The following is a 25,489-nucleotide window of genomic DNA, read 5'->3' as shown; positions in this document are numbered from 1 at the left end:
CCACCCGGTGGCCTGCCCTCGTGGTCCAATCACACCTGTCGGGAGTGGGCCACTTGGTGGTCAGTCCTGCCGGGTCATCTCGATGAGCTTCAGCACGGTGTTCCAGTTCCGGGCGGTGGCGACGAGCCCCTTCACGACGGCCGGCCGGGAGACCACGTCGCCCAGCCTGGACCTCCCCAGGCCGTCGGGCACGTAGAGGTAGAGCACCCGGTCGCCGAGGGCGAAGTCCTCGGGGAGATAGGCCTCGCGGTCGATCGAGGCGAAGCGCTCGGGGTCCACGGGCCCGGAGTAGTAGACGGCGTGGAGCTGCTTGCCTTCGAGCTCGGCGGCCGGGAAGGGGCAGGCTTCGGCCACCGCCGCCAGGTAGTCGGCGCCGCGGACGAGGCAGTCGACGCGGAATCCGAACCGCTCCTCGATCGCGTCCTCGAGCGCGGTGGCGAGCTCGTCCTCCCCGGCGCCGGACTCGGTGGTGAAGACGGCGTTCCCGCTCTGCAGGTAGGTGCGGACGCCGGTGTGCCCGAGTCCCTCGACGAGGGGCCGGAGCTCCGCCATGGGGACCTTGCGGTGTCCGCTCACGTTGATGCCGCGGAGCAGGGCCGCGTACGTCTTCTTCGTCATGGCTCAAATCTAGGCGGGCCACCGCGCCTCGTGGGGGGCGGCGCGGTGGCCGGTTCGAACACTGTCCGATCAAGGGGATCCGCGAGAAGACCCTTCACCCATCTGTGACTTATTCAACAAACTTTCGTAATGGCGAACCCCTGGTGAACCTGTCATTTGCGCTGATAGCGGGCGAGTACCCGGTTGCCGTCCGTCACCAGGCGCCTGCGCAGCTCGGCGCCGTCGATGGCGCCGCTGTAGTACTCCTGGAAGGCGGGCGTCGCCACCTTGTCCTTCCACTCCGGGTAGCCGCGCACCGACTGCGCGGGCGCGGGGCGCAGCTGCTCGGCCACCGCGGCCCCGGTCGCCCAGCCGTCCCTGGCGGTGTGGAGCGAGGGGTCGGCGAGCGCGGTCGTTCCGGTGGGCAGCATCCAGTCGCCGCGCGCGAGCCGCACCATGTTCTCCGGGCGCAGGAAGAAGTCGAGGAACGCGGCGGCCTCCTTCTTGTACGGACTGTCCTCGGCGATCGACAGGGTCTGCGGCGAGACGCCCTGGGCGAGCCCGGCCTCGCCGGCGGGGGCGGGCAGGACCGTCCACTCGAAGCCCTCGGGGGCCTGCTGGGCGATCTGCTGGCGGTAGGCGAAGCCCAGCGGGACCATGGCGTACCGGCCGGCGAAGAAGCCGGGGAGGGTGTCGGAGCCGCCGCTGCCGAGCGTGGTGCGCGGGGCGGTGCGGTCGGTGACGACCTGGTCGTGGAGGGTGCCGGGGACGACGGCGTCGGCCTCGGTGAAGCGGATGGCCACCCGGCCGTCGGCCTCCCGGTGGAAGAGCTGTCCGCCCGCCGAGAGGCCCAGGTTGAGGCTGACGGAGACGGGTTCCTTGAGCGGCCATGCGACGGCGTACCGGCCGGGGCCCATGGTGCGGGTGAGGTCCTGGGTGATCCGGCGGAACTCGGTCCAGGTCCAGGGCGCCTCGGGGGTGGGGAGGCGGACGCCGGAGGATTCGAGGATCTTCCGGTTGGCGATGATCACGCGCGGTTCCTGGAGGAACGGCACGCCGTAGATCCCCTCGCCGAAGGTGGTGGTCTCCCAGCTGCGGGCGGGGATGTCGGCGCGGAGCCGTTCGGGCAGCAGCGGGCGGAGGTCGGCGAGGTCGCCGCCGTAGGCGAAGTCGGCGAGGTCGTCGGAGGCGTCGTGGATGATGTCGGGCGCCTCGCCGCCCTCGAAGGAGGTGAGGAGCTGGTCGTGGACGGAGTCCCAGCTGCCCTGGACGTAGTCGATCTGGACGTCGGGGTGGCCGGCGTTCCACTCCGCCACCAGCTGCCGGTTGGCGTCGACGGACTCCTTCTGCCAGGCGAGGGACTGAAAGCGGAGCCGTACGACCCCGTCCTCGGGAGCGTCGTCCCCCGCCGTGCAGCCGGTGACGAGCAGGGCGAACGCGGCGGTGAGGGTGAGGAGCCGTCGTCTCATGACTTCACCGCCCCGGCCAGCGTCCCGCCGGTGATCCGTCGCTGGAGAAGGCCGAAGACGACGAGCGAGGGCAGGGTCGCGAGGAAGGCCGCGGCGGCCAGCGGGCCGAGGTCGGCGACGCCCTCGGCGCCGAGGAAGTGGGTGAGGACGACCGGCAGGGTCTGCTTCTCCGGGGTCTTGAGCAGGACGAGCGCGAAGAAGAACTCGTTCCAGGCGGTGACGAAGGCGAAGAGGGTGGTGGCGACGATGCCGGGGACGAGCAGCGGGGCGGTGACCGAGACGAGGGTGCGGAGCCGGCCCGCGCCGTCGACGGCGGCGGCCTCCTCCAGTTCGGCGGGGACCGCCCGGACGTATCCCGTCAGCATCCAGAGGGCGAAGGGCAGCGACCAGACGACGTAGACCAGGACGAGGCCGAGGACGCTGTTGACGAGGTGCAGGTTCTTGAGGACCAGGAAGAGCGGGATGATCACGAGGACGAAGGGGAACGCCTGGCTGATCACCACCCAGCCGGTCGCGGCCGAGGCGAGCCTGCCCCGGTGGCGGGCCGTCACATAGGCCAGCGGGGTCGCGACGGCCACCGCGATCACGGCGGCGGAGACCGCGGCGACCAGGCTGTTCCCGGCGGCCCTGAGCAGCGGCTGCTCGTCGAAGGCCTGCCGGAAGTTGGCGAGCGTGGGGTCCTCGGGGATCCAGGTGGGATGCAGCGAGGCGAGCTCGGGGGCGGGCTTGAAGGCGGTGGAGACCAGCCACAGGAAGGGGAAGGCGAGGAAGACCAGGTACGCGAGGAGGGCCGCGTACTGGCCGCATCGCGCGGCTCTGCTCGTCCGGAGGGCGCTCACCGGTCCTGGTCCCCTTTCAGCCGTCGTACGAGGGAGAGGGCGATGAGCACCGAGACCGCGGCGACCATCACGCAGCCCATCGCGGCGGCGTAACCGAACTGCCCGTAGCGGAAGGCCTCTTCGTAGGCGAAGAGCATCGGGAGCCGGGTCCGGCCGCCCGGTCCGCCGCTGGTCAGCACATAGACCAGGGCGAAGGAGTTGAAGTTCCAGATCAGGTTGAGGGCGGTGATGGCGAGGGCGACCGGCCGGAGCGCGGGCCAGGTGACGACGCGGAAGCGGCGCCAGGCCCCGGCGCCGTCGAGCGCGGCGGCCTCGTGGAGTTCGTGCGGGGTGTTCTGGAGCCCGGCGAGCAGGGCGACGGTGGTCTGCGGCATCCCGGCCCAGACGCCGACGAGGACGACGGCGGGGAGCGCGGTGGCGAGGTCGGAGAGCCAGTCGCGGCCGTCGCCGAGGCCCAGGTTCCTGAGCGTCTCGTTGAGGATGCCGGCGTCGGGGTTGTAGACGAGCCGCCACATGATGCCGACGACGACCTCGGGCATCGCCCAGGGAACGATCGCGAGGGCCCGTGCCAGCCAGCGGAAGCGGAGCTTCTGGTCGAGCAGGAGGGCGAGGCCGAGGGCGAGCAGGAACTGGGGGACGGTGACCCCGACGGCCCAGACCGCGCCGATGCGGAACGAGTCCCAGAACAGGGTGTCGTGCAGCAGGTCCTGGAAGTTGAGCGTGCCCACCCAGCCGGTCGTCCGGGTGCGGCCCGACTGGGCGTCCGTGAAGGCGAGCGCGATGCCGTAGAGCAGCGGGCCGACGCTGAGGACCAGGATCGGCAGCAGCGCGGGGAGGACCAGGAACCAGGCGCCGACATCGGGGCCGCGCGGGCGTGTCCGGTGGGCGGCGCGCGGTGTGCGCGTCCGGCCCGGCCGCTTCGTCGCGGTCAGCGAGCTCACCGATTCGACCCCCGTCCGCCTTTCCCCGGGCCCGGGCCGGGGGGCCCGTACCGCCGCGGGAACCCCGCCATGGTGCTGACGCCCCGGGGGCCGGTCAAGGCGATCTGCGCGGTGAGCTGCGTGGATGGGAGACTTTGGCTCAATCACACAGGTAGGGAGAGGTCGATGGACGAGGCGCGGGCGCGGGAGATCCTGGCGGCGGCGGGGGTGCCGGTCGCCGAGGCGACGCTGCTGGCCCTCGGGGAGAACGCGGTCTTCGCGGTGGGCGATCTCGCCGTGAAGGTGGGCCGGGACGCCGAGCTGTTCGAGCGGGCGGAGCGGGAGCTGGCACTGGCCGCCTGGCTGGCCGACGCGGAGGTCCCGGCGGTACGGGCCGCCGAGGAGAAGCCGCGGCTGGTCGAGGGGCACCCGCTCACCTTCTGGCACCGGCTGCCCGAGGCGGTGCGGCCCGCGGAGCCGCGTGACCTGGCGCCGCTGCTCCGGCGGATCCACGCGCTGCCGGAGCCGGCGGCCTTCACGCTGCCGCGCCGTGAGCTGCTCGGCGGTGTCGAGCGGTGGCTGCGGCTCGCGGGCGACGCGATCGATCCGGCGGACGCGGCGTTCCTGCGGGAGCGGCGCGATGCCTTCGCCCCGGCGGCGGCCGCGCTGACGCCGCACCTGACGCCGGGCCCGATCCACGGCGACGCGCTCCCCCGGAACGTCCATGTCGGCCCCGACGGCCCGGTCCTGGTGGACCTGGAGACCTTCTCCTCTGATCTGCGGGAGCACGACCTCGTGGTGCTCGCGCTCTCCCGGGACCGGTACGGCCTGGACCCGGCCGCCTACGAGGCCTTCACCGGGGCGTACGGCTGGGACGTGCGGGAGTGGGAGGGATGCGCGGTGCTGCGCGGGGCGCGGGAGACCGCGAGCTGTGCGTGGGTGGCGCAGCACGCGCCGACGAACCCGAAGGCTCTGGCCGAATTCGAGCGTCGGGTGGCCTCGCTGCGGGACGGCGACCCCGAGGTCCGCTGGTACCCGTTCTGACATCATGTGGTCCTGACCGAACCGGCTGCCGAGAACGGGGTGTTGGGATGCGCGTGGAACTGACCGAGGTGACGCTCGACGTCGAGGTGGGCGGCGAGGGACCCGCCGTCCTGCTCGTGCACGGCTTCCCTGACAGCCACCGTCTGTGGCGTCATCAGATCCCGGCGCTGCGGGCGGCCGGGTTCAGGACGGTCGCCCCGACGCTGCGGGGCTTCGGCGCCTCGGACCGTCCGGAGGGCGGTCCGGAGGCGTACCACCCGGCCAAGCACGTCGGCGACCTGCTGGAGCTGCTGGCCCGGCTGGAGATCGACCGGTTCCATGTGGTCGGCCACGACTGGGGCTCGGGGCTCGCGCAGGGCATCGCGCAGGTCGTGCCCGACCGGGTGGCGAGCGCGACGCTCATGTCGGTGGGCAACGTCGCGGCGGTCCTCGCCGCGGGCTGGGAGCAGCGGCAGCGCCTGTGGCACCTGACGATGTTCCAGCACGAGGGGCTCGCCGAGGAGTGGCTGTCCCGCGAGGACTTCGCGCGGCTGCGCGAGATGCTGGACGACCACGCGGAGGCGGAGGCCGTCCTGGAGCCGTTGCGCGCTCCGGGCGGGCTGACCGCCGCCCTCCAGATCTACCGGTCGGGGCTGTCCGTCGAGACCCAGCTGGGCGAGCCCCCGGTGCTTCCCCCGCTGTCCGTCCCGGTCATGGGCGTCTGGTCCACCGGCGACCGCTTCCTCGACGAGCGGCAGATGGTGGAGACCGGCGCGCACGTCTCCGGTCCCTGGCGCTACGAGCGCGTGGAGGACGCCGGCCACTGGTTCCCGCTGGACCGGCCGGAGCGGGTGAACGACCTGCTGCTCTCCTTCCTCAAGGAGAACTCCTGACGCGTCGCTGCTAGACCGCCGCCGCGACCGCCTCGCGCAGGGGCCACGTGGAGTCGACGACCGCCTCCGCGTCGCCCTTGCGGCGCAGGAAGTCCTGGAAGTTCTCGGCCCAGGCGCGGTACCAGCCGATCTGGCGCTCATGGAGCTCGGCCGGGTCGAGCTCGGCGACCTGCCGGTGCCGCTCGGCTATCGCGACGGCGACCCGGACGGCGGCGAGCGCGTCGGCCGCGGCCTGGTGGGCTGCTTCGAGCACCACCCCGTACTCCCCGCAGACGGCTTCCAGGTTCCGCTTGCCGCGCCGGTAGCGGTCGACGGCCCGGTCGATGGTGTACGGATCGACGACGGGTCCGATGGGGACGCCGCCGAGCCGCTCGCTGAGCGAGGGCAGTCCGTGCCGGCGCAGCTCGGCGGAGAGCAGCGTCAGGTCGAAGGAGGCGTTGTACGCGACGACAGGGACGCCGTCCTCCCAGTACGCGGCGAGGGTCTTCGCGATCTCGTCGGCGACCTCGCGCACCGGCCGGCCCTCGGCGGCCGCCCGCTCGTTGCTGATGCCGTGGATCGCGGAGGCCTGTTCCGGGATGCGGATGCCCGGGTCGGCGAGCCAGTCCCGCCGGTGTGTGACGTGTCCCCCGCCGTCGACCTCGATGATCGAGGCCGTCACGATCCGGGCCTCCAGTGGTTCGGTGCCGGTCGTCTCCAGGTCGAAGCCGACCAGCGTCTCGCCGTGCCAAGCCATCGGGTCCTCCTTACGTGATCTCCCCCGTGGTGCTGACCACCCTCGCACGCGCCACTGACAACACCTCCGGCCTCCCCCGTCGCAGCGTCAGGAGACGGGCCGTGAGTCGAGCCAGACGGACTCGAATTCCTCCCGGTATGTCTCGAAAAGTCCGTGATCGCCGTCACGGATGCCCTGTCCGTGCCGCACCACGTTCCGCCCGCCGCCGCGCAGGACGAGCACCGGCGCCTCCATGCCCCGGGCCCGGCGCAGATAGGACTGCACGACGCCGACCCCGTCCGGCCCGTCGCCGTCCACCAGATAGGCGGTGAACCGGGGCGTCTCGTCGAAGACGTGGATCTGGAAGGCGCCCGGGTCGCGGAGCTTGGAGCGGACCCGGCGCATGTGGAGGATGTTCATCTCCACCGAGCGGCTCAGCTCGCCCTTCTTGAGGCCCAGTTCGCGCTCGCGGCGCTTCACCGCGCTGCTCGCGGGGTTGAGGAAGAGGAGCCGGGTCCGGCAGCCGGACTCGGCGAGGCGGACCATCCGGCGCCCCGAGAAGTTCTGCACGAGCAGATTGAGACCTATGCCGGTGGCGTCGAGGCGGCGGGCCCCGCCGAAGAGGTCCTCGGCCGGCAGCTGCCGCTGGAGCCGGACCCGGTCGGGGTGGACGGAGACCACGTCCGCGTACCGGTCCCCGACGAGGTCCTCGACCGCGTCCACCGGCAGCCGGTCGGCGGAGGGCACCCCGGCACCGCTGCCGAGGATCTCCAGGATGCGGGCCGAGGCCCGTTCCGACTGGGCGAGGACGGTCAGGGAGAGCGCCCGGTTGCGGGAGACCACGTTGCGCGTGACCTCCAGCTCGTCCAGGGCGAGCTCGACCTCGCGCCGGTCGTCGAAGTAGGGCTCGAAGCAGGGCCAGTGCTGCACCATCAGCTCGCGCAGCTGCGGCAGCGTCAGGAAGCTGAGGACGTTGTCGTCGGCCGGGTCGAGCAGATAGCCCTTGCGGCGCGACACCTCGCGCACGGCGACCGCCCGCTGCACCCACTCCTGGCCCGCCGGGCCCGCCGCGGCCACCACCCACTCCTCGCCGTGCACGGGCTCGTACACGGGCCGCAGGACGGCGGCGACCACGGCGCGCAGCCGCTGCTCGACGAGGTTCAGCCAGATATAGGCCCGCCCGGCGCGCTGGGCGCGGGTGCGGACCTCGCTCCAGGCCTCGGCGTCCCAGTCGAGCTCGGCCCCTATCTCCACGGGCCGGGCGACGGTGACCGTGCCGGGCGGCACGGCGCCGGGCGGCGCGACGGCGCCCGGCGGGGCCTCGGCGGGGCCGGCGGGACCCTTCTCCTGACCCGGATCCCCTGGGGGCAGCTCCAGACCTCCCGAGCTCACCCGCGCACCGCCTTCTGCTCCTGGACGCCCGTGTCGACCGGTCCGACAACGATCAAGGAAGGGTACTCCGCGAGCGGGAGGCGGTGCAGCAGGATCGTCAGGCTCCTTCCTCAACTCCCCAGATCGGGCTGCCCGTTCCCGGAGGCGAGATCGGACGGAGTGAGCGGATTCATAGCGGTTACGTCCCGGGGGGCGAGCTGGAAGCCCTGCCAGTGGACCGGCATGGGCTGCTGGTCCTCGTCCCGGGCGATGTGGTGGAACCCGATGTTGACCCAGACCGACGGCTTGGTCAGCGTCTCGCCGTTGACCCACTTGTCCACGCTGTCACCGGCGTTGGGGGCACAGCCGCCGATGTTGTTGCTCGCGAACTTCTCGCAGGCGCGCGACTGCGTGAAGTACACGTCGTGCTTGGTGAAGCCGCGTCCGGCGTGGGTGTCGGTGTGGCCGGGGACGATCTCGTACGAGCGGGCGTGGCCGTCGGCGTTCTTGCCGGTCCCGCTGACCACCCGCCACCAGCGCATGTTCTTCGCGTCGCCGGCGAGCTCCTTGGTGACCGGGGTGCGCACGGTCTTCACGGTCGGTCCGCCGCCGCCCGGGGCGGGCGCGGTGACGGTGGAGTCGAACTGCTCGATCCGGTCCTTGGTGGAGCCGTCGAGGCCGAAGTCGAGCTTCCAGAAGACGTTGTGGGCGTGGCTGGTGGCGTAGGCGCGGGAGCCCTTGCCGATGGGCCAGCCGCGGCCGTCGGTGGCGTTGTAGTCGACGGGCGAGAGGCTGCCGGTGGCACCGACGTTGGCGCCGATGGTGCCGTCGGCGGAGAACCGCCATTCGGAAATGTACTCGTACCAGCCGACCTTGTTCACCGTGTAGACGAGCAGGTCCTTGGCCTGCGCCTGGTACACCTTGCTCCCGCTGTCGCTGGCCATCCGGTAGGCGTGGCCGCGCGCCCGCGTGGTGGTGCACAGGCCCTTGATCTGGCCCACCTCGGGCACCTTGACCGTGGTGAGGGTGCCGCCGGGGCACTCGGCCGGCTTGAGGTTCTGCAGGCCCCAGCCGAAGCCGGCACCGGTGAGGTCGTCGTACTCGGCGACCCCGTCGTCGTAGGGCACGTGGATCTGGGCGAGCCGGGCGCTGCTGAGGACCTTGACGGGGGCGGCCGCGCCGGGCGGCTGGTAGGTCACCTTGTCGAGCGTGAGCCCGGCGTCGGTGTCGTAGCGCCAGCACATGCGCCAGGTGGCACCGCCGTCGAGCTTCTGCGTGATGCGGTAGGCGTCGGAGCAGTCGGCCTCGGGCGTGACGGACGGGCGCGTCGGGGACGGCGGCGGCACCGCGGGGTTGCGCGTCGGCGCGGGCGCGGGGGCCGCGGTGGCCCCGGTCGCCGGGGCGGTGGCGGCGGTCGCGGTGCCGAGCAGGACGGCCGCGGTCAGGACGGCGCCGCGGGTGCGCCGCGTGCGCCGGGTGGAGCTGTGCGGCGTGGACGGGCTGTGCGGGGTGGGCATGGGAACGTACTCCCTCGTACGGAGGTCGGCCCGCCGCCCGCGAGGGGCGGCGGGAGAGGACCGGCGGCGGTGGTCAGCCGACGCGGGTGACGGTCCTCGCGGAGAGGTCGACGATCAGGTCGCGGGTGTCGATCCAGGCCCCGTTGAGGACCTTGGTGACGAGCCGTACGCAGCGGTGCTCGCCGCAACGGGTCAGGGGTGCGGGCACGTTCGCCTCGCGGTAGGGGCGGTAGAGGTCGCCGTTGAACCACAACTGACCGGTGGAGGTGAGCTCCTTGCCGGTGGCGTCCTTGTAGTCCTCCTTGACGCCCTTGCCGAGGGGGCTCGCGAGGATCAGCTCCAGGGCCTCGCGCAGCTCCTCGGGGTGGGCGGAGGGCTGGACACCGCGCTGCGCGACGGACTTCTCGACCTTCCCCGTGGCGAGGTTGACGGTCCGGGTGATGAGCTCGTCCCGCCCGTAGTCGTAGAAGCGGACCTCGGCGCGGCGCGTGCCGTCCCCCGGCAGCGGGTCGGCGAGGCCGGTGCCCAGGTGCTGGGGTCCCCGGCCGCCCTCGACGTTCTGCTGGGCGGCGGCGCCGGACGGGGTCAGCGCGAGCGTCTCGGCCCGGGCGAGCTCGTCGTCGGTGAGCGGGTCGCTGCCCACGCCCTTCTCCCCCTCGGCCGCCGCGGGGGCCACGGTCGCCGGCGGGGGCGCGGTGCCCCGCGCCTGCGCGCCGGCTCCGGACTCCGCCGCGCCGGCGCCGTCCGCCGGCCCACCCGTTCCGCCCCCGCCGGCCGGACCGGCGGTGCCTCCGAGCGTGCTACCGCTCACCGTCCCCGGCGGAGCCTCCGCCCCGGAGACCCCCGGCATTCCGATCGCGACCGCGACGGCGGTTCCCGTCACCGCCATGGCCGCTCCGGCCACCACCTTCCCCAGGTGGCGACGCGCTATTTCGTACACACTTCCCCCTCATTCCCCCTCCAGGACCGCGGTCACCCGGTAGGACGGGGCGAAGTCCTAGGAGGTTGCGCCTCTTTCGGGCAGGATTCGGCCGAAGAACAGCTATAAAACCCGGACAGAAGAGGAAGAGTCGTATCCATGCAGGTCTGGCCGGGACAGGCGTACCCCTTGGGCGCCACCTATGACGGAGCGGGAACCAACTTCGCGGTCTTCTCGGAGGCCGCCCACAGGATCGAGCTGTGTCTGCTCCACGACGACGGCTCGGAGACGGCGGTGGAGCTGCGCGAGACCGACGCGTTCGTGCGGCACGCCTATCTGCCGGGCGTGATGCCCGGTCAGCGGTACGGGTTCCGGGTGCACGGCCCGTACGCCCCGGAGCAAGGGCTCCGCTGCAACGCGGCGAAGCTGCTCCTCGACCCCTACGCGCGCGCGGTGTCGGGGCAGGTGAAGTGGGGCGAGGCGGTGTACGGCTATCCCTTCGGGAAGCCGGACGCGCGCAACGACCTGGACTCGGGTCCGCACACGATGACCTCGGTCGTGGTCAACCCGTACTTCGACTGGGGCGACGACCGGCGGCCGCGCACCGAGTACCACCACACGGTGATCTACGAGGCCCATGTGAAGGGCCTGACGATGCTCCATCCGGACCTCCCGGAGGAGCTGCGCGGGACGTACGCGGGCCTCGCCCACCCGTCGGTCATCGGGCACCTGAAGGAACTGGGCGTGACCGCGCTCGAACTGATGCCCGTCCACCAGTTCGTGAACGACCACCGCCTGGTCGACGCGGGACTCTCCAACTACTGGGGCTACAACACGATCGGCTTCTTCGCCCCGCACAACGCGTACGCGTCCTGGGGCGACCGGGGCCAGCAGGTCCTGGAGTTCAAGTCGGCGGTGCGGGCCCTGCACCAGGCGGGCATCGAGGTCATCCTCGACGTGGTCTACAACCACACCGCCGAGGGCAACCACCTGGGCCCCACGCTCTCCATGCGGGGCCTGGACAACCCCTCGTACTACCGGCTCGCCGACGACCCCCGCTACTACATGGACACCACCGGCACGGGGAACTCGCTGCTCATGCGCTCCCCGCACGTGCTCCAGCTCATCATGGACAGCCTGCGGTACTGGGTGACCGAGATGCACGTGGACGGCTTCCGCTTCGACCTGGCGGCCACCCTGGCCCGCCAGTTCCACGAGGTGGACCGGCTGTCCTCGTTCTTCGACCTGGTGCAGCAGGACCCGGTGGTCAGCCAGGTGAAGCTGATCGCCGAGCCCTGGGACGTCGGCGAGGGCGGCTACCAGGTGGGCAACTTCCCGCCGCTGTGGACCGAGTGGAACGGCAAGTACCGGGACTGCGTAAGGGACCTGTGGCGGGGAGAGCCGCGCACCCTCGCCGAGTTCGCCTCCCGCCTGACCGGCTCCTCCGACCTCTACCAGGACGACGGGCGGCGGCCGCTCGCCTCGGTCAACTTCGTGACCTGCCACGACGGCTTCACGCTGCGGGACCTCGTCTCGTACAACGACAAGCACAACGAGGCGAACGGCGAGGGCAACCGGGACGGCGAGAGCCACAACCGGTCCTGGAACTGCGGCGTCGAGGGCGAGAGCGAGGACGTCGGGATCGCCGAGCTGCGCGCCCGCCAGAGCCGCAACTTCCTTGCCACCCTCATGCTTTCGCAGGGCGTGCCGATGCTCAGCCACGGCGACGAGTTCGGACGCACCCAGGGCGGCAACAACAACGCGTACTGCCAGGACAACGAGGTGTCCTGGGTGCGCTGGCCGAAGGAGAACAGCGAGGCGGAGGCCACGCTGCTCCGCTTCACCCGGGCGATGGTGCGGCTGCGCCGGGACCATCCGGTCTTCCGGCGCCGCCGCTTCTTCCACGGGCGGCCGGTGGAGGGCACCCACGACGAGCTCACCGACATCGCCTGGTTCACGCCCGAGGGCGAGGAGATGACGTCCCGGGACTGGCAGGCGGCGCACGCCCAGGCGCTCACCGTCTTCCTCAACGGCAACGCCATCTCGGAGCCGGGCACCCAGGGCGAGCGGATCGCCGACGACTCCTTCCTGCTGATGTTCAACGCCTCGTCGAAGGAGCTGGAGTTCGCGGTCCCCGACAGCCACGGGACCCGCTGGCGCACGGTGGTGGACACCTCCGACCCGGAGGGCATGCCGCCGCAGGAGGGCCCGGAGCTGGTGGGCGGCGAGCGGGTGACCCTCGCGCCGCTCAGCCTGACCGTTCTGCGCCGGCCGGCCTGAGTTCCCGTACGGGACCGGGCGCCGCCGCCCGGACCGTCCAGGACAGCAGCGCGCAGGCCACGGCCGCCCCCACCGCCACCGCGAAGGCGGCGGGGGCGCCGTGGCCTTCGGCGAGCCGGCCGGAGACGGCCAGGGCGAGGGCCTGGCCGGCCACGACACCGCTGGTGAGGAAGGCCATGGACTCGGCGAGCCGGGCGGCCGGCACGGTCCGCTCGGTGAGCCCGAAGACGGTGATCAGGTGCGGGGCGTAGGCGGCGCCGAGGACGACGACGACCGCGTACAGGGCGCCGAGGGAGCCGACGAACAGCAGCGGCACGGAGAGGACGACCAGCGCCGCGGTCGCCGCGCGCCAGCGGGCCGTGAGACCGATCCGCGCGGGCACCGCCGCCATGGAGAGGCCGACGGCGGCGCTCATCACGCCCATCGCCGCGTAGACGAGACCGGCCTGGGCGGGCGCGCCGAGCTCCTCGGTGAGCGCGGTGATCCCGGCCTGGGAGGCGCCGAACATGGCGCCCTGGAGGGCCATCGTGCCGCGCAGGGCGTACGCCGATCCCGGCAGCCGCGTCCGTTCGGAGGCGCCCGTTCGGGTGGACGCCGACGGCTCCGGAAGGGTGGCCCGCGCCGTCGGGTGGAGGGCGAACGCCGTGCCGAAGACCGCGAGCAGGAGGGACGCCAGGAGGAGCGCGGCCGCCGGGTGGGCGAGGGCGGCGGCGAGGCCGACGAACGCCGGGCCGAGGACGAAGGACACCTCGTCGAGGGTGCCCTCGAAGGAGAGCACCGTGCCGACGGTCCGGTCGTCGGCGCCGGAGCGGCGGGCGAGGGCCACCGAGCGGGCCCGGGCGAGCGGCCCGACCTGGGGGACGGTCGCCCCGGCGAGCCCGCCGAGCACCATCAGCCAGGCCGTGGGGGCGTGGGCGAGCGCGGCGAGGACCAGGCCGGTGACGGCGACGGCGTTGGCGAGGGAGGCCGTGAGCACGACCCCGCGCTGGCCGTGCCGGTCGGTGAGCCGTCCGACGACCGGCCCGCCGACCGTCTGCCCCGCCGCGAGCGCGCCGCCCGCGAGACCGGCCGTGGCGAGGGAACCGCTCGTCTCGGCGACCAGGAGCAGGCTGCCCAGCTGGCACATGGCGGTGGGCAGCCGGCCGAGGAAGGAGACGACGGGCAGGGCCGGGCCGAGCAGGGAGAGCGTGTCGCGATACATCCGGAGCATCGGGCGAACGTAACGCGATGCACACGAACGGGTGCATGAGGCGATGACACAGAAGCCCTCCCGCGGGGTACGTACGTTCGCATGACCTCCCTCCCGTCCGGTCCGCCCTCCGTCCCGTCCCGTTCCGCCTCCTCCCCGGCCGCGCTGCCGGCCGCCACCTACCGGCTCCAGCTCCAGCCGGACTTCCCGTTCGCGGCGGCCGAGCGGGCCGTGCCGCACCTCGCGGGCCTCGGGGTCTCGCACCTCCACCTCTCCCCCGTCCTGGAGGCGGTTCCCGGCTCGACCCACGGGTACGACGTCACCGACCACCGGTCCGTGCGCGCCGAGCTCGGCGGCGAGGAGGGGCTGCGGGCCCTCGCCGCGACCGCGCGGGCGCACGGCCTCGGCCTCGTCGTCGACCTGGTGCCCAACCACATGGCGGCCTCCGCCCGGCACAACCACGCGCTGCGCGCCGTGCTCCGCGACGGTCCCGACTCGCCGTACGCCCGCTGGTTCGACATCGACCGGACCGCCGGGGACGGCCGGCTGCTGCTCCCGGTGCTGCCCGCGCGGCTCCCGGAGGTACGGGACCGGCTGCGGGTCGCGGACGGGTCGCTGCATCTGGACGGCCAGGACTTCCCGCTGCGGCCCGGCACGGAGGGGCTGCCGCTGGACGAGCTGCTGGATGCCCAGTGGTACCGGCTCGGCTGGTGGCGGCTCGCCCGCACCGAGCTCAACTACCGGCGCTTCTTCACGATCTCGGACCTGATCGGGGTCCGGGTCGAGGACCCCGAGGTGTTCGCGGCGACCCACGCGAAGATCGTGGAGCTGGTCCGGGACGGGGTGGTCGAGGGGCTGCGGATCGACCACCCGGACGGACTCGCCGACCCCCAGGGGTACCTGGAGCGGCTCGCCGGGGCGACCGGTGGGCACTGCTGGACGGTGGTCGAGAAGATCCTCACCGGTCCTGAGACGCTGCCCGCCGCCTGGCCGGTCGCCGGCACCACCGGGTACGACGCCCTGCGGCACGTCGACGGGGTGTTCACCGATCCGGTCGGCGCCCATGAGCTGACGGACCTGTACCGGGAGTTCGTCTGCCGGGCCGGCGACAGGGGCGGCCACTGGGAGGCGACGGAGCGGCGCGCGGCGTACGAGGTGGTCAGGCACGACCTGGCCGCCGAGACGGCGGTCCTGACCCGGATCGCGGAGCGGATCTGCGCCGCCGACCCCGCCCTGCGCGACCACGCGCCCTGGGCGCTGCGCACCGCCGTCCGCGAACTCCTCGTCCGGGTCCCGGTCTACCGCCCCTACCGGACCGGCGGCGAGCAGGTGCTGACGCCGGAGGCGGCGCGCGGCGCGAAGGCGGCCTTCGCGGTGCCCGAGGAGGCCGCGGCGGTCGACGTCGTACGCGACCTGGCACTCGGCCTGCTCGGCGCCGGGCCCGAACACCTGGCGTTCCGGACCCGGTTCGCGCAGACCTCGTCGGCGCTGCGGGCCAAGTCCGTGGAGGACACCGCGTTCTACCGGTACACCCCGCTGCTCTCGGCGAACGAGGTGGGCGGAGACGCGGGACGCCCGGCGGTGCCGGTGGACGAGTTCCACGCGTACTGCCGGCGGATCTCACGGGACTGGCCGGGCACCGGCACCGTCCTGTCCACCCACGACACCAAGCGCAGCGCCGACGTCCGGGCCGCGATCGCGGTCCTCTCCCAGTGCCCGCAGGTGTGGGCGGACCTCCTCGGCGAGGTCGCGGGAGTGCCGGCGCCGGACCCGCACGTGGCCTGGACGGCCTGGCAGACCGCCTTCGGCTTCGGCACCCCCGCCGCCGACCGGCTCGGCCCGGCGATCCTCAAGTCCGTACGGGAGGCGGGGCTCCGGACCAGCTGGACGGAGCCCGACACGGAGTACGAGCGGGCGGTGGAGGAGTTCGCGGCGGCCGGGCCCGGCCGGATCCCGCTCCGGGCGGCCTCGGAGGCGGCCTTCGCGCTGGAGCCGCACATCCGGGCGCACGCGCTGGGCGCGCTGCTCATCCAGCTGACGATGCCGGGGGTGCCGGAGCTGTACCAGAACACGGAGCGGGAGTACCGGGCCCTGGTGGACCCGGACAACCGGGCCCCGTTCACGGTCGGCGCGGACGACGACCACACGGCCCTGGTACGGGCGGCGCTGCGGCTGCGGCGCGAGCGCCCCGCGGCCTTCGGGGACCGGGACACGTACGCGCCGCTGACGGCCGAGGGTCCGACGGCCGCCCACTGCCTGGCCTTCAGCCGCTCCGACGAGGTGATCACCGCCGTCACCCGGCTCCCACTGCGGCTCTGGGAGGCGGGCGGCTGGCAGGACACGGAACTGGTCCTGCCGGAGGGACGCTGGGCCGATGTCCTGGACGGTGTCAGGGAGTTCACCGGAGGTCCGGCGACGGAGCTGAAACTGGCGGAGCTGTTCGCGGAGCGGCCGGTGGCGCTGCTCGCGCGTCTGCACGACTGAGGGGCTGAGCGCCGAGGGGCCCCGGGGATGAGCCCCGGGGCCCCTCGGAGGCTTCGGCCGGTCAGGAGCGGGAGGCTCGCGAGACCTCGCACTTGGTGTACTCGGAGCCGTCGCCGGTCCCGGGGTAGGAGGTGGCGAGTTCGGCGCTCACGGAGGCGCCCGCCGCGACCTTGATCGCGGTCTTGGTGGCGCTCGCGGGGACCGCGGTGCCGCCCGCGTCGCCCTTGAACTTCATGGTGACGGTGTAGTCGTAGTCGAGCACGCCGTCGTTCTTCACGGTGACGCGGGCGACCAGGTTCTTGGTCGCCGGGTCGAACTTGCACTCGTTGATGGTCACGTCGCGGATCGCCTTGTCGGCGCTGCTGGAGCCGCCGGGGAGGGAGCCGCCGGAGGTGCCACCGGAGGTGCTGTCGTTGTCGCTGTTGTGGTTGCTGCTGCTCGAACCGCCGGAGCTGCTGCCGCCGCAGCTGCCGCCGTGCGAGCCGCGGGCACCGGTCAGGGCGACGACCGCGATGCCGAAGACAGCGATCGCGCGAATATGACGCATCTTCACGTTTGAATCCCCGTTGAAAGTGGTACAGAAAAAGGCGCTCTTTGACGAGCACACGTCACCCTAGCAGCGGCGGGCGAGCGCCTCCCCCACCCCGCGATCAGCCCCCGGGGCGGACGATCAGGCTCCGCGGCGCCCGCGTGATGAGGCCCGTCCACACCGGCCGGAACCCGTCGGCGAAGCGGAGCCGGGGCATGGCCGTGAACAGCGCCCGCAGCGCGTACTCGGCCTCCAGGCCGGCCAGGACCACCGCCGGGCAGAAGCCGCTGCCGTAGGTGAGCTGCCCCGGGTCGTCGCGGAACGGGTCGAAGCGGTCGGGCTCGCGGAACCGCTCGGGGTCGCGGCCGGCCGAGCCGACGAGCAGCGCGACGGACGCGCCGGCGGGCAGGACGCCGCCGCTGACCGGGACTTCGGCGGCGGTACGGCGCACGGCGATCTGCACGGGCGGGTCACGGCGCAGCGACTCCGCCCAGGCCCGGCCCACCAGGCCCGCGGGGGCGTCGCGCAGGGCGGCGACCTGGTCCGGGTCCGCCAGGACGTTGCCGAGAAAGGAGGCGAGGGCCTTCTCCCGTACGGCGATCTGCCCGCCGCACTCACCGGCGAGGGCTCCCGCGGCCCGGCCGCGCACGAGCCGCATCATGTCCCGGTAGGGCACGCCCACGGCGGCCGCGACGGTTCCGGCGGGCAGCCAGTGGCACAAGTCGGCGACCAGGTCGGCCTGGGGCCGCTCGGCGATCCGGCGGGCCAGGACGTACGCCGTCCGCTCGGTGACCGACCGGAGGGCCGCCACGTCGACATCGACGTGGGCCCGCGCGCACGGCGGGTCGCCGGGCCGGTGCCCGTGCGTGAAACGGCTGTCGGTGAGGGCGGTGGCCACGTCCGCGTACCGGCTGAGCACCCAGGCCCGCAGCAGCGGGTCGTAGGTGAGCGGGAAGTCCTCGCGCAGGGTGCGGTGGATTCCGTGGGGGTCGCGCGAGGCACCGGGGTCGAGGGGACTCGGCGCGACGACCCGGCCCCCGGGCGCGAGCCCGCCGCCGGGCGCGGTCCGCACGGGCGCGGCGAGCGGCGCGAGGCCACCGGGCACCACCGCGCTCACGCCCTCCGCCGCCCGGCCGCCGACCGGGGGCGTCGCCGGCGCCATGGACGGCAGCCGGGTCCAGGGGTCCCCGCCCGACGCCTCCGGCCGCTCGCCTCCTATGCCCCGGCCCGGCTCGCGGTTCTGCTCGTGGCTCATCGCGCCCCCTGTCGATCGGCGGTGGGTCCCGCGGCCGGCGATCGTGGCGCGCGTCCCCCCAGCCCACCACCGCCCGCACCGCACCGCCCGCCGCATACCGCCGAACGGGTGAACACTGCCGAGACGGTCGGAAGGAGCGCGCGGCGCGCCGGGCCTACCCGTGCGACAGGCGGAACGACATCTGGCCGAAGCCGACCACGTCGCCCGATCTGACGACGACCGCTCCCATGACCCGGCGGCCGTTGACCGTCGTGCCGTTCGTCGAGCCGAGGTCGCGGAGGATCCACATGCCGCTCTGCATCGACAGTTCGGCGTGCAGCCGGGAGGCCGTCTCGTGGCTGAGGCGGAGGCCGTTGACCGGGTCGCGGCCGATGCGCAGGGGGTGCGGGCCCGGCACGGGCAGCAGGAGTTTCGGCAGGCGCTCCGCGGACCACGCGCGTCCCAGCCTGGCCGTGAACGCGGACATCCGCTCGACCGCGCCCACCACTCGGCGGGTCCACGTGCCCTCGGTCCTCAGGTCGGCGGTGAGCAGGGCGAGTTCGTCGGGGCGCCGGGCCTGGAGCACGCGCTCCATCCGGTAGACGAACGTGTCGTGCGAGAGGCGGCCCTGGGCGGCACCCTCACGGAGCAGCACCAGCGCGCGGTCCCGCTCGGCGTCGGTCAGCCGAGGGGTGTTCGCCGGAAGCTCGAAAGGGGTCGTCACATCTGTGATTGTCGGTCCGTCGGGCCCGCAGTGTCCAGAAGGGCCTCCCGGCGGGGAAACCCCATACCCCTCCAGCGGTGATCGCTGTTACGGTCTGCCGTCTCCACAGCCCGTATCCCCAGGGGGAAACACGACGTGACCTCGTCTTCTTCGAGCACCACCAGCACGACCGGCACCACCAGCACGACCAGCGCCACCGCCGCGCCCGGCACCGCCGCCGCGCGCGGCCTCGTCATCCGGCCGCTCGCCGGACCCGGGGAACTCGACCTGTTCCTCCGCCTCAGCTACTCGCTCGACCACGAGCTCGCCGACGACCTCGCCACCGGCCGCCGCGTCCCCGGATGGATGTGGGTCGCCCTCGACGGCGACCGGCTCCTCGGCCGGCTCTCCTGGTGGACCGGCACGGCCGGCGCCGCCCCGCAGGCGCTCGACTTCTTCGACCTCGCCCCGGAGCTGCCGGAGGAGGAGCGCGCCGAGATCGGCCTGCGGCTCCTGGAGACCGCCACGGCCGCCGTGGTCCCGGAGGGCACGCGGCCCCCGGAGTTCGGCCGCTTCATGCCGGCGGACTGGCGCGAGGTGCCGGAGACCCGGTCGCTCCTGGAGTCCGTCTTCGGCGTCCTGGTCGCCACCGGGGCCCGCCCGATCGTCGAGCGGCTGCGCCTGGAGTGGCGGCCCGGCACCCCCGTACCGGAGCCGAAGGGCCGGCTGGAGTTCCGCCCGGTGCGGGACCGCGAGGACCTCGTCACGCTGATGACCCCGGTCATGGAGGGCACGCTCGACGCGCACGGGCAGGCCGATCTCGCCTCCGGCCTGTCGGCCCGCGAGGCCGCGGAGCTGCACTACGACGAGGAGCTCGCGCACTACTCCTCGCCGCGGGAGTGGTGGCAGGTGGCCCAGCTGCCGGAGACCGGCGAGCCGGTCGGCTTCGTCGTCCCCGCGCGGAACAACTACCACCACACGATCGCGTACATCGGCGTGCTGCCCGCCCACCGCGGCCACGGCTCCATCGACGACATCCTGGCGGAGGGCACACGCGTCCTGGCCGCCACCGACGTCCCCCGGATCCGGGCGGCGACGGACCTGGGCAACGTGCCGATGGCGGCGTCTTTCGCCCGCGCGGGCTACGTCACCTTCGAGCGTGCGATCAACTACGTGTGGGACACACCGGGCGTGGCGGGGTCCTGACTGCCAGGATGGTCGCGGTAGTCAGTCGTGCAGCGGCTGGTCCGTCGACGAGGGGATTTCCGTGCTCTTCGAGGTGTGGGCGCCGAACGCCCGTGACCGGGTGACGCTGGAGCTGAACGGCTCCGCGCATCCCCTGGAGCGGGACGCGGAGCGCGACGGCTGGTGGACGGGGGTCGTACCCGCCGAGGACGGCGACCGGTACGGCTTCTCGCTCGACGGGGGGCACGTGCTGCCCGACCCGTGCTCCCGGCGCCAGCCCGACGGGCCCGACGGGCTGAGCGCGGTCGTCGACCACTCCGCGTACGCCTGGCGGAACGAGTCCCCGAAGCTGCGGCTCCGCAGCTCCGTCCTGTACGAGCTGCACCTCGGCACCTTCACCCCGGAGGGGACCCTGGACGCGGCGGCCGCGCGCCTCGGGGAGCTCGCGGGCCTCGGAGTCACCCATGTGGAGCTGATGCCGCTGTGTCCGTTCCCCGGGGTGCGGGGCTGGGGGTACGACGGGGTGGCGCCGTGGGCGGTGCACGAGCCGTACGGCGGCCCCGAGGCGCTGAAGCGGTTCGTGGACGCGGCGCACGGGCTCGGCATGGGCGTGGTCCTGGACGTGGTGCACAACCACCTGGGACCCGACGGCAACCATCTCCCCTTCTTCGGACCGTACTTCACCGAGACCCACCACACGCCCTGGGGCGCCGCGGTGAACCTGGACGCCCCCGGCTCCGACGAGGTCCGGGCGTACTTCCGGGGCAGCGCGCTCGCCTGGCTGCGGGACTACCGGATCGACGGGCTGCGGCTCGACGCCGTGCACGCGCTCGCCGACACCCGGGCCCTGACGTTCCTGGAGGAGCTGTCGGCGGCCGTCGACGAACTGGCGGGGGAGCAGGGCCGCCCGCACTTCCTGATCGCCGAGTCCGACCTCGCCGACCCGCGCACGACCGCCCCGCGCGCGCTCGGCGGCATCGGGATCCACGCCCAGTGGAACGACGACTTCCACCACTCCCTGCACACCGCCCTGACCGGCGAGTCCCAGGGCTACTACGCGGACTTCGCGCGCGCCCCGATGGCCGCGCTCGCGAAGACCCTCACCCACGTCTTCTTCCACGACGGCACGTACTCGGCGTTCCGGGGCCGCCGCCACGGGCGGCCGGTGGACCGGGAGCGCACCCCCGCCCACCGCTTCCTCGGGTACGCGCAGACCCACGACCAGATCGGCAACCGGGCCCTGGGCGACCGCCTTTCGGCCTCCCTCTCCCCCGGTCTGCTGGCCTGCGCGGCGACGCTCGTCCTCACCGGCCCCTCGGTGCCGATGCTCTTCATGGGCGAGGAGTGGGGGGCGACCACGCCCTGGCAGTACTTCACCGACCACACGGACCCGGAGCTCGCGGAGGCCGTACGGCGGGGCAGGCGGCGGGAGTTCGCGGAGCACGGCTGGGACGAGAACGAGGTCCCCGACCCGCAGGAGGCCGCCACCCGTGACCGTTCGGTCCTCGACCGGGCCGAGCGCGAGCGGGACCCGCACAAGCGGCTGCTCGCCTGGTACCGGCAGCTCATCGCGCTGCGCCGCACCCTGCCCGACCTGACGGACCCGGACCTGGCGGGGGTGAAGGCGGCCTTCGACGAGGAGGCCCGCTGGCTGGTCTTCCGGCGCGGGGTCCTGCGGGTGGCGGTCAACCTGGGCAAGGAGCCGGCGGTGATCCCGCTCGGCTCCAACGGCCGCGACCAGGTCCTCGCGGCGTGGGAGCCGGTCGACTCCCCGTCGGGGGACGGGGTCCTGCGGCTCCCCGGCGAGTCGGCCGTCGTCCTGACGGACGGCTGACGGCTGACGGCCGGCTGCCGGCTGCCGGCTGCCGACGGTCAGTCCACGAGGGCCATCTCGTGCGGGGTGTTGTTGAAGCGGTGCCCCGCACCGTCCTCGGTCGCCGTGACGATGTCCTCGATCCGGACGCCGAAGCGACCGGGCAGGTAGACGCCGGGCTCGATGGAGAAGCACATGCCCGGCACGATCGGGAGCTCCTCGCCCTCGATCATGTACGGCGGCTCGTGGGTGGTGACGCCGATGCCGTGCCCGGTGCGGTGGATGAAGTACTCGCCGTATCCGGCGTCCGTGATGACCTTGCGGGCCGCCCGGTCGACCTCCTGGCAGGCGACCCCGGGCCGTACCGCCTCGAAGCCGGCCTGCTGGGCCTCCCGTACGAGGTCGTGGACGCGGCGCTCCTCTTCGGTGGGTTCGCCGACGTGGACGGTGCGGGTGGTGTCGGAGCCGTACCCGTGCTTGAGGCCGCCGAAGTCGAGGACCACCATGTCGCCGCGCTCGATGACCCGGTCGCCGGCCTCGTGGTGGGGGTTGGCGCCGTTGGGGCCGGAGCCGACGACGGTGAAGTCGACCTGCGAGTGCCCGAAGCGCAGCAGCAGCGCGGCGAGGTCGGCGGCGACGTCGGTCTCCCTGCGGCCGGCGAACCGGACCTTCAGGATCTCGCCGTACGCCCGGTCGGCGGCGGCCCCGGCGGCCGCGATCCGGGCCAGCTCGTGGGCGTCCTTGACGCCGCGGAGCATCGGCAGTGCCTCGGTGAGGGAGACGTACGAGGTCCCCGGGAGGGCCTTCTGGAGGCCGAGGAGGTGCATGGCCCAGGCGTTGTCGCTGACGCCGAACCTGCCGCCGGCGTCGAGGAGCGGCGCGGTGACGGCGTAGGGGTCCTTGCCGTCGGTCCAGTCCCGCAGGGTGAGCGCGGCGGCCCCGGCGGCCTTCTCGGCGTCGGGGGCCTCCAGGGTGGGGACGACGAGGACCGGTTCCCGTCCGGGGGCGACGACGAGGGCGGTGAGCCGTTCGGTGATCGCGGTGGGCTGGTAGCCGGTGAGGTAGACGAGGTCGGGGCCCGGGGCGACGATCACGCCCGCGAGTCCGGCGTCGGCGGCGGACTCGGCGGCGCGGGCCAGCCGGGCCCGGTAGTCGTCCGCGGTGAACGGGACGGGGGTCTCGCCGCGCTCCTCGGCCGCTCCGGGGGCGGGGGTGCTCGACATGGGGTCTCCTTCGCGGCTCCGCTGCAACCTGGACGTACAGCATCCTGCCGGGCGGCGACCGGGGCCGCGACCGCTCAGCGGAGGTCGGGGCCCTGGGCGATGAGCCGTTCCAGGAGTTCCTGGAAGTCGTCGCCGACGACGATCCTCAGGTCCCCCCGCTCCTCGTCGTGCTCGCTGAGCTGGGTGAGGGTGCCGCCGCGCCACCAGAAGACGTACGGGCTGATGGCGCCCGGCGTGTCCTCGTACCCGGAGGCGGCGAAGGAGGCCATCGCGCCGAGGGCCGGGATGATCGAGGTGTCGCGGATGGGGTGGAAGGCGAGCTGGTGCCGGAACGGCATCGCGACCAGCGCGCCGTGCTCTCCTATGGGCAGGCCGGTGACCCGCCGCACGACGCCGTCCAGGTCGAGGACGCGGCTCGCGGTGTAGAAGGAGTCGCCGAGGATGATCTCGAAGCACATGCCGTCGGCGTCGCGGACGGTCTCGTGCTCCTCGACGGGCAGCCCGCGCAGGTTGCGCAGGGCGCGGTCGCGCAGCTGGGCGTGGTCCCCGAGGCGTTCGAGGGCGTCGTCGGTGAGCATCATGACGCTCTCGGGCAGGTCGAGGGCGAGGATCTCGTACAGGCCGGGGGCGACGGTCCGCGCGTACCCGAAGGCCGCCGCGTCGATGCCGTCACCGCTGACGACCCGGGGGTAGAGCTGCGAGCGGATCTGCTCGGGCGGCAGGGTGTCGAGCGCGGACGGGCCGTCCATGGCGCGGACGACCAGGCCGATGTGGCGGTCGATCATGCCGGGCCAGACGCGGGGGCCGCGCCGGTCCTGGTGGCAGACGGCGGCGAGGTTGCCGAGGCCGAAGCGGCGGCCCTTGTCGTCGACGACGTGGTCGGCGTAGACGCTGACCTCCAGGCCGAGCTCGGCGAAGGTCTCCCGGACGCGGCCGCGGAAGAGCGCGGCCTCACGCTGCGAGAAGTACGCGAACCCGGGGTCCCTCGGTGCGTCGTCGCCGTCCCGCCTGGGTCCTCGTCGCAGCCACCCCACGCCCGCCCGCCTTCCGTCGCCGTTGCGCACAGGGTAGCGACTGCCGGTGTCAGCTCTTGAGCCGTCGGGTGAACTCGGCCGCCGGACCACCGGGTTCGGTCGGGGCGCCGGCCGGGAGGAGGAGTTCGGTGCGGTGCACGAGCCGGGGCGCGGTCAGGGGGACGGCGACGGCGCCGGGGACGTCCGCCGCGGCCGGTGCGGGCAGCAGGGCGAGGCCGTGGCCGGCGGCGGCCAGCGCGGCGAGGGTGCGGGTGTCGGTGCCCTCGTAGCGCAGGGCGGTACGGAAGCCACGCCCGGCCGGCGCGCCGTGGGCGCCCCGCAGCCCGTCGAGGGGCAGCCCGGCGGCGGGCGCGTCGAGCCAGCGGGCGTCGACGAGGTCGTCGAGGCGGAGGCCGGAGCGGCCGGCGAGCGGATGGCTCGCGGGCAGGACGACGGCGAGCGGCGCCTCGGCGACGCCGGTCGCGGCGAGCGGGGCGACGTCGGGCAGCCGGAGCGGGTCGCTGGGGGCGGCGATGCCGTCGACGAGCCCGGCGTCGGCCTCGCCGGTGGCGACGGCGGCGGGCACCGCCTCGCGGGGCAGGGCCCGCAGGGTGACTCCGGTGGCCGGCAGCGCGGGGAGGGTGCGGGCGTGCAGGGCGAGCGGGGAGGCGGCGACGCTCAGGGTGGCGCGGGGCGCGGCCGCGAACCGGTCGAGGTCGGCGCGGGCCGCGTCGAGCCGGAGCAGCAGCGCCCCGGCGTGTTCGAGGAGCCGTTCCCCGGCCGGGGTCGGGGCGACCGGCCTGCGGGTGAGCAGCGGCAGCGCGAGGTCGGCCTCCAGGGCGGCGATGTGCTGGGAGACGGCGGACTGGGTGTAGCCCAGCTCGCGGGCCGCCTCGGAGAAGGAGGCGAGCCGGGCGACGGTGACGTACGTACGGAGGAGGTGCGGGTCCATGGGGGTGGGCGCCGGGCGCGTCAGGATCCGTCGGGGGCGGTGAGGAGGGCCCGCGCGTAGTGGGCGAGGGAGCGGTTGTAGCGGGGCAGCAGGGGGGCGAGGGCGCCGAGGGCGAGGGCGGCGGCCTCGCGGTCGCGGCCGGTGTCGGCGAGGGCGAGGGCGAGGAAGGCGTCGACGGCGCCGGAGAGCGCGGTCTCGTCGGCGTCGAGCTCGGCGGCGGGGATCGCGCGCTCGGCGGTGAGGAGTTCGACGCTGCGGTCGGGGCGGCCGAGGTTGCGCAGGCTGCTCGCGAGCTGGATGACGGCCCGTCGGCGGCGCAGTCCGGTGAGTCCCTGGTCGAGGGCCCGCCGGTAGAGGCGCACGGCCTCCTCCGGTTCTCCGGTGGAGTCGTGGGCGGCGCCGCGTTCGAAGAGGGCGGCCGGGTCGTCCTCGGGGAGCTCGGCGGCGAGGGCGGTGACACGGGCGCGGAAGTCGGCCGGCTCGTAGGTGTCGAGCCGCTCCCAGAGGGCGGCGACGCGGTGCTCCCAGTCGGGCTGTTCCTGATCGGTGGTCATACGGCCACCCTATCCAGGCCGGTATAAGCGTTCGTGATGGCCAGTGCAGTGATCATCGTTGGACGTG

22 protein-coding genes are annotated in these 25,489 nt (G+C 73.7%); 6 read left to right on the top strand and 16 right to left on the bottom strand.

The window, feature by feature from the left end; genetic code table 11:
• Nucleotides 1-60 precede the first annotated feature (60 nt).
• From AMK27_RS14945 to AMK27_RS14930, 4 genes are all read right to left on the bottom strand, one after another.
• A complete protein-coding gene (locus AMK27_RS14945) occupies nt 61-618 on the bottom strand; it encodes a DUF1697 domain-containing protein (protein ID WP_073906746.1) in 558 nt (185 codons plus the stop codon).
• 152 nt (nt 619-770) lie between these two features.
• Nucleotides 771-2,066: an ABC transporter substrate-binding protein gene (locus AMK27_RS14940; protein WP_073906743.1), complete on the bottom strand. Its 1,296-nt coding sequence runs from the start codon at nt 2,064-2,066 to the stop codon at nt 771-773.
• Nucleotides 2,063-2,905 carry a carbohydrate ABC transporter permease gene (locus AMK27_RS14935; RefSeq protein ID WP_073906740.1) on the bottom strand — a complete coding sequence of 281 codons (843 nt, stop codon included), beginning with the start codon at nt 2,903-2,905 and terminating at the stop codon, nt 2,063-2,065. Before AMK27_RS14935 ends, AMK27_RS14940 begins: the two co-directional genes overlap by 4 nt.
• A complete protein-coding gene (locus AMK27_RS14930) occupies nt 2,902-3,846 on the bottom strand; it encodes a carbohydrate ABC transporter permease (RefSeq protein WP_073906737.1) in 945 nt (314 codons plus the stop codon). Before AMK27_RS14930 ends, AMK27_RS14935 begins: the two co-directional genes overlap by 4 nt.
• Before the next feature lie 165 nt (nt 3,847-4,011).
• Here AMK27_RS14930 and AMK27_RS14925 point away from each other — a divergent pair, with 165 nt between their 5' ends.
• Together AMK27_RS14925 and AMK27_RS14920 are read left to right on the top strand one after the other, a co-directional pair.
• Nucleotides 4,012-4,869: a phosphotransferase gene (locus AMK27_RS14925; protein WP_073906735.1), complete on the top strand. Its 858-nt coding sequence runs from the start codon at nt 4,012-4,014 to the stop codon at nt 4,867-4,869.
• A gap of 47 nt (nt 4,870-4,916) precedes the next feature.
• Nucleotides 4,917-5,741 (top strand): alpha/beta fold hydrolase, encoded by an 825-nt coding sequence (locus AMK27_RS14920; RefSeq protein WP_073906732.1) that lies wholly within the window; start codon nt 4,917-4,919, stop codon nt 5,739-5,741.
• A gap of 10 nt (nt 5,742-5,751) precedes the next feature.
• On the opposite strand, the gene AMK27_RS14915 is transcribed toward AMK27_RS14920, so the two are convergent.
• The 4 genes from AMK27_RS14915 to AMK27_RS14900 all read right to left on the bottom strand — a co-directional run bounded on the left by AMK27_RS14915 (nt 5,752) and on the right by AMK27_RS14900 (nt 10,284).
• Nucleotides 5,752-6,477 carry a 3'-5' exonuclease gene (locus AMK27_RS14915; RefSeq protein WP_073906729.1) on the bottom strand — a complete coding sequence of 242 codons (726 nt, stop codon included), beginning with the start codon at nt 6,475-6,477 and terminating at the stop codon, nt 5,752-5,754.
• Nucleotides 6,478-6,564: 87 nt separating this feature from the next.
• Complete coding sequence (locus AMK27_RS14910) at nt 6,565-7,848, bottom strand: SAV2148 family HEPN domain-containing protein (RefSeq protein WP_073906727.1); 1,284 nt, start codon at nt 7,846-7,848, stop codon at nt 6,565-6,567.
• Nucleotides 7,849-7,958: 110 nt separating this feature from the next.
• The gene (locus AMK27_RS14905; protein WP_073906724.1) at nt 7,959-9,344 is read right to left on the bottom strand and encodes a copper amine oxidase; all 1,386 of its coding nucleotides are present in this window, start codon (nt 9,342-9,344) and stop codon (nt 7,959-7,961) included.
• A gap of 73 nt (nt 9,345-9,417) precedes the next feature.
• Entirely contained in the window at nt 9,418-10,284 is an 867-nt protein-coding gene (locus AMK27_RS14900; RefSeq protein WP_241847499.1) for a Tat pathway signal sequence domain protein, read from the bottom strand.
• A 138-nt stretch (nt 10,285-10,422) separates the two neighbouring features.
• On the opposite strand from AMK27_RS14900, the gene glgX reads away from it, so the two are divergent.
• Nucleotides 10,423-12,543, top strand: coding sequence for a glycogen debranching protein GlgX (gene glgX, locus AMK27_RS14895; protein ID WP_073906719.1), 2,121 nt, complete (start codon nt 10,423-10,425; stop codon nt 12,541-12,543).
• Here glgX and AMK27_RS14890 read toward each other — a convergent pair.
• The gene (locus AMK27_RS14890) at nt 12,512-13,744 is read right to left on the bottom strand and encodes an MFS transporter (protein WP_073907562.1); all 1,233 of its coding nucleotides are present in this window, start codon (nt 13,742-13,744) and stop codon (nt 12,512-12,514) included. The two genes, glgX and AMK27_RS14890, sit on opposite strands and share 32 nt — an antisense overlap.
• A gap of 90 nt (nt 13,745-13,834) precedes the next feature.
• On the opposite strand from AMK27_RS14890, the gene treY reads away from it, so the two are divergent.
• Nucleotides 13,835-16,216: a malto-oligosyltrehalose synthase gene (gene treY / locus AMK27_RS14885; RefSeq protein ID WP_079188441.1), complete on the top strand. Its 2,382-nt coding sequence runs from the start codon at nt 13,835-13,837 to the stop codon at nt 16,214-16,216.
• A gap of 61 nt (nt 16,217-16,277) precedes the next feature.
• On the opposite strand, the gene AMK27_RS14880 is transcribed toward treY, so the two are convergent.
• From AMK27_RS14880 to AMK27_RS14870, 3 genes are all read right to left on the bottom strand, one after another.
• Nucleotides 16,278-16,763, bottom strand: coding sequence for a hypothetical protein (locus AMK27_RS14880; RefSeq protein ID WP_241847498.1), 486 nt, complete (start codon nt 16,761-16,763; stop codon nt 16,278-16,280).
• A 103-nt stretch (nt 16,764-16,866) separates the two neighbouring features.
• The gene (locus AMK27_RS14875; protein ID WP_073906715.1) at nt 16,867-18,000 is read right to left on the bottom strand and encodes a cytochrome P450; all 1,134 of its coding nucleotides are present in this window, start codon (nt 17,998-18,000) and stop codon (nt 16,867-16,869) included.
• Nucleotides 18,001-18,154: 154 nt separating this feature from the next.
• A complete protein-coding gene (locus AMK27_RS14870; RefSeq protein WP_073906713.1) occupies nt 18,155-18,703 on the bottom strand; it encodes a DUF1707 and FHA domain-containing protein in 549 nt (182 codons plus the stop codon).
• A gap of 267 nt (nt 18,704-18,970) precedes the next feature.
• Here AMK27_RS14870 and AMK27_RS14865 point away from each other — a divergent pair, with 267 nt between their 5' ends.
• Together AMK27_RS14865 and treZ are read left to right on the top strand one after the other, a co-directional pair.
• Nucleotides 18,971-19,888, top strand: a complete 918-nt coding sequence (locus AMK27_RS14865; protein ID WP_445194853.1) for a GNAT family N-acetyltransferase — start codon at nt 18,971-18,973, stop codon at nt 19,886-19,888.
• A 61-nt stretch (nt 19,889-19,949) separates the two neighbouring features.
• A complete protein-coding gene (gene treZ / locus AMK27_RS14860) occupies nt 19,950-21,701 on the top strand; it encodes a malto-oligosyltrehalose trehalohydrolase (protein ID WP_073906711.1) in 1,752 nt (583 codons plus the stop codon).
• 38 nt (nt 21,702-21,739) lie between these two features.
• Here treZ and AMK27_RS14855 read toward each other — a convergent pair whose 3' ends face one another.
• From AMK27_RS14855 to AMK27_RS14840, 4 genes are all read right to left on the bottom strand, one after another.
• On the bottom strand, nt 21,740-22,903 hold the full coding sequence (locus tag AMK27_RS14855; protein WP_073906708.1) for an aminopeptidase P family protein: 1,164 nt from the start codon (nt 22,901-22,903) through the stop codon (nt 21,740-21,742).
• A 74-nt stretch (nt 22,904-22,977) separates the two neighbouring features.
• On the bottom strand, nt 22,978-23,937 hold the full coding sequence (locus AMK27_RS14850) for a hypothetical protein (protein ID WP_073906705.1): 960 nt from the start codon (nt 23,935-23,937) through the stop codon (nt 22,978-22,980).
• 49 nt (nt 23,938-23,986) lie between these two features.
• Complete coding sequence (locus AMK27_RS14845; RefSeq protein ID WP_073906704.1) at nt 23,987-24,868, bottom strand: LysR family transcriptional regulator; 882 nt, start codon at nt 24,866-24,868, stop codon at nt 23,987-23,989.
• Nucleotides 24,869-24,888: 20 nt separating this feature from the next.
• Nucleotides 24,889-25,422 carry a tetratricopeptide repeat protein gene (locus AMK27_RS14840; RefSeq protein WP_073906702.1) on the bottom strand — a complete coding sequence of 178 codons (534 nt, stop codon included), beginning with the start codon at nt 25,420-25,422 and terminating at the stop codon, nt 24,889-24,891.
• Nucleotides 25,423-25,489 lie beyond the last annotated feature (67 nt).

This window comes from Streptomyces sp. CB02009 (assembly GCF_001905825.1).
Lineage (GTDB): Bacteria > Actinomycetota > Actinomycetes > Streptomycetales > Streptomycetaceae > Streptomyces.
This window is presented reverse-complemented; position numbering and strand designations above follow the sequence as displayed.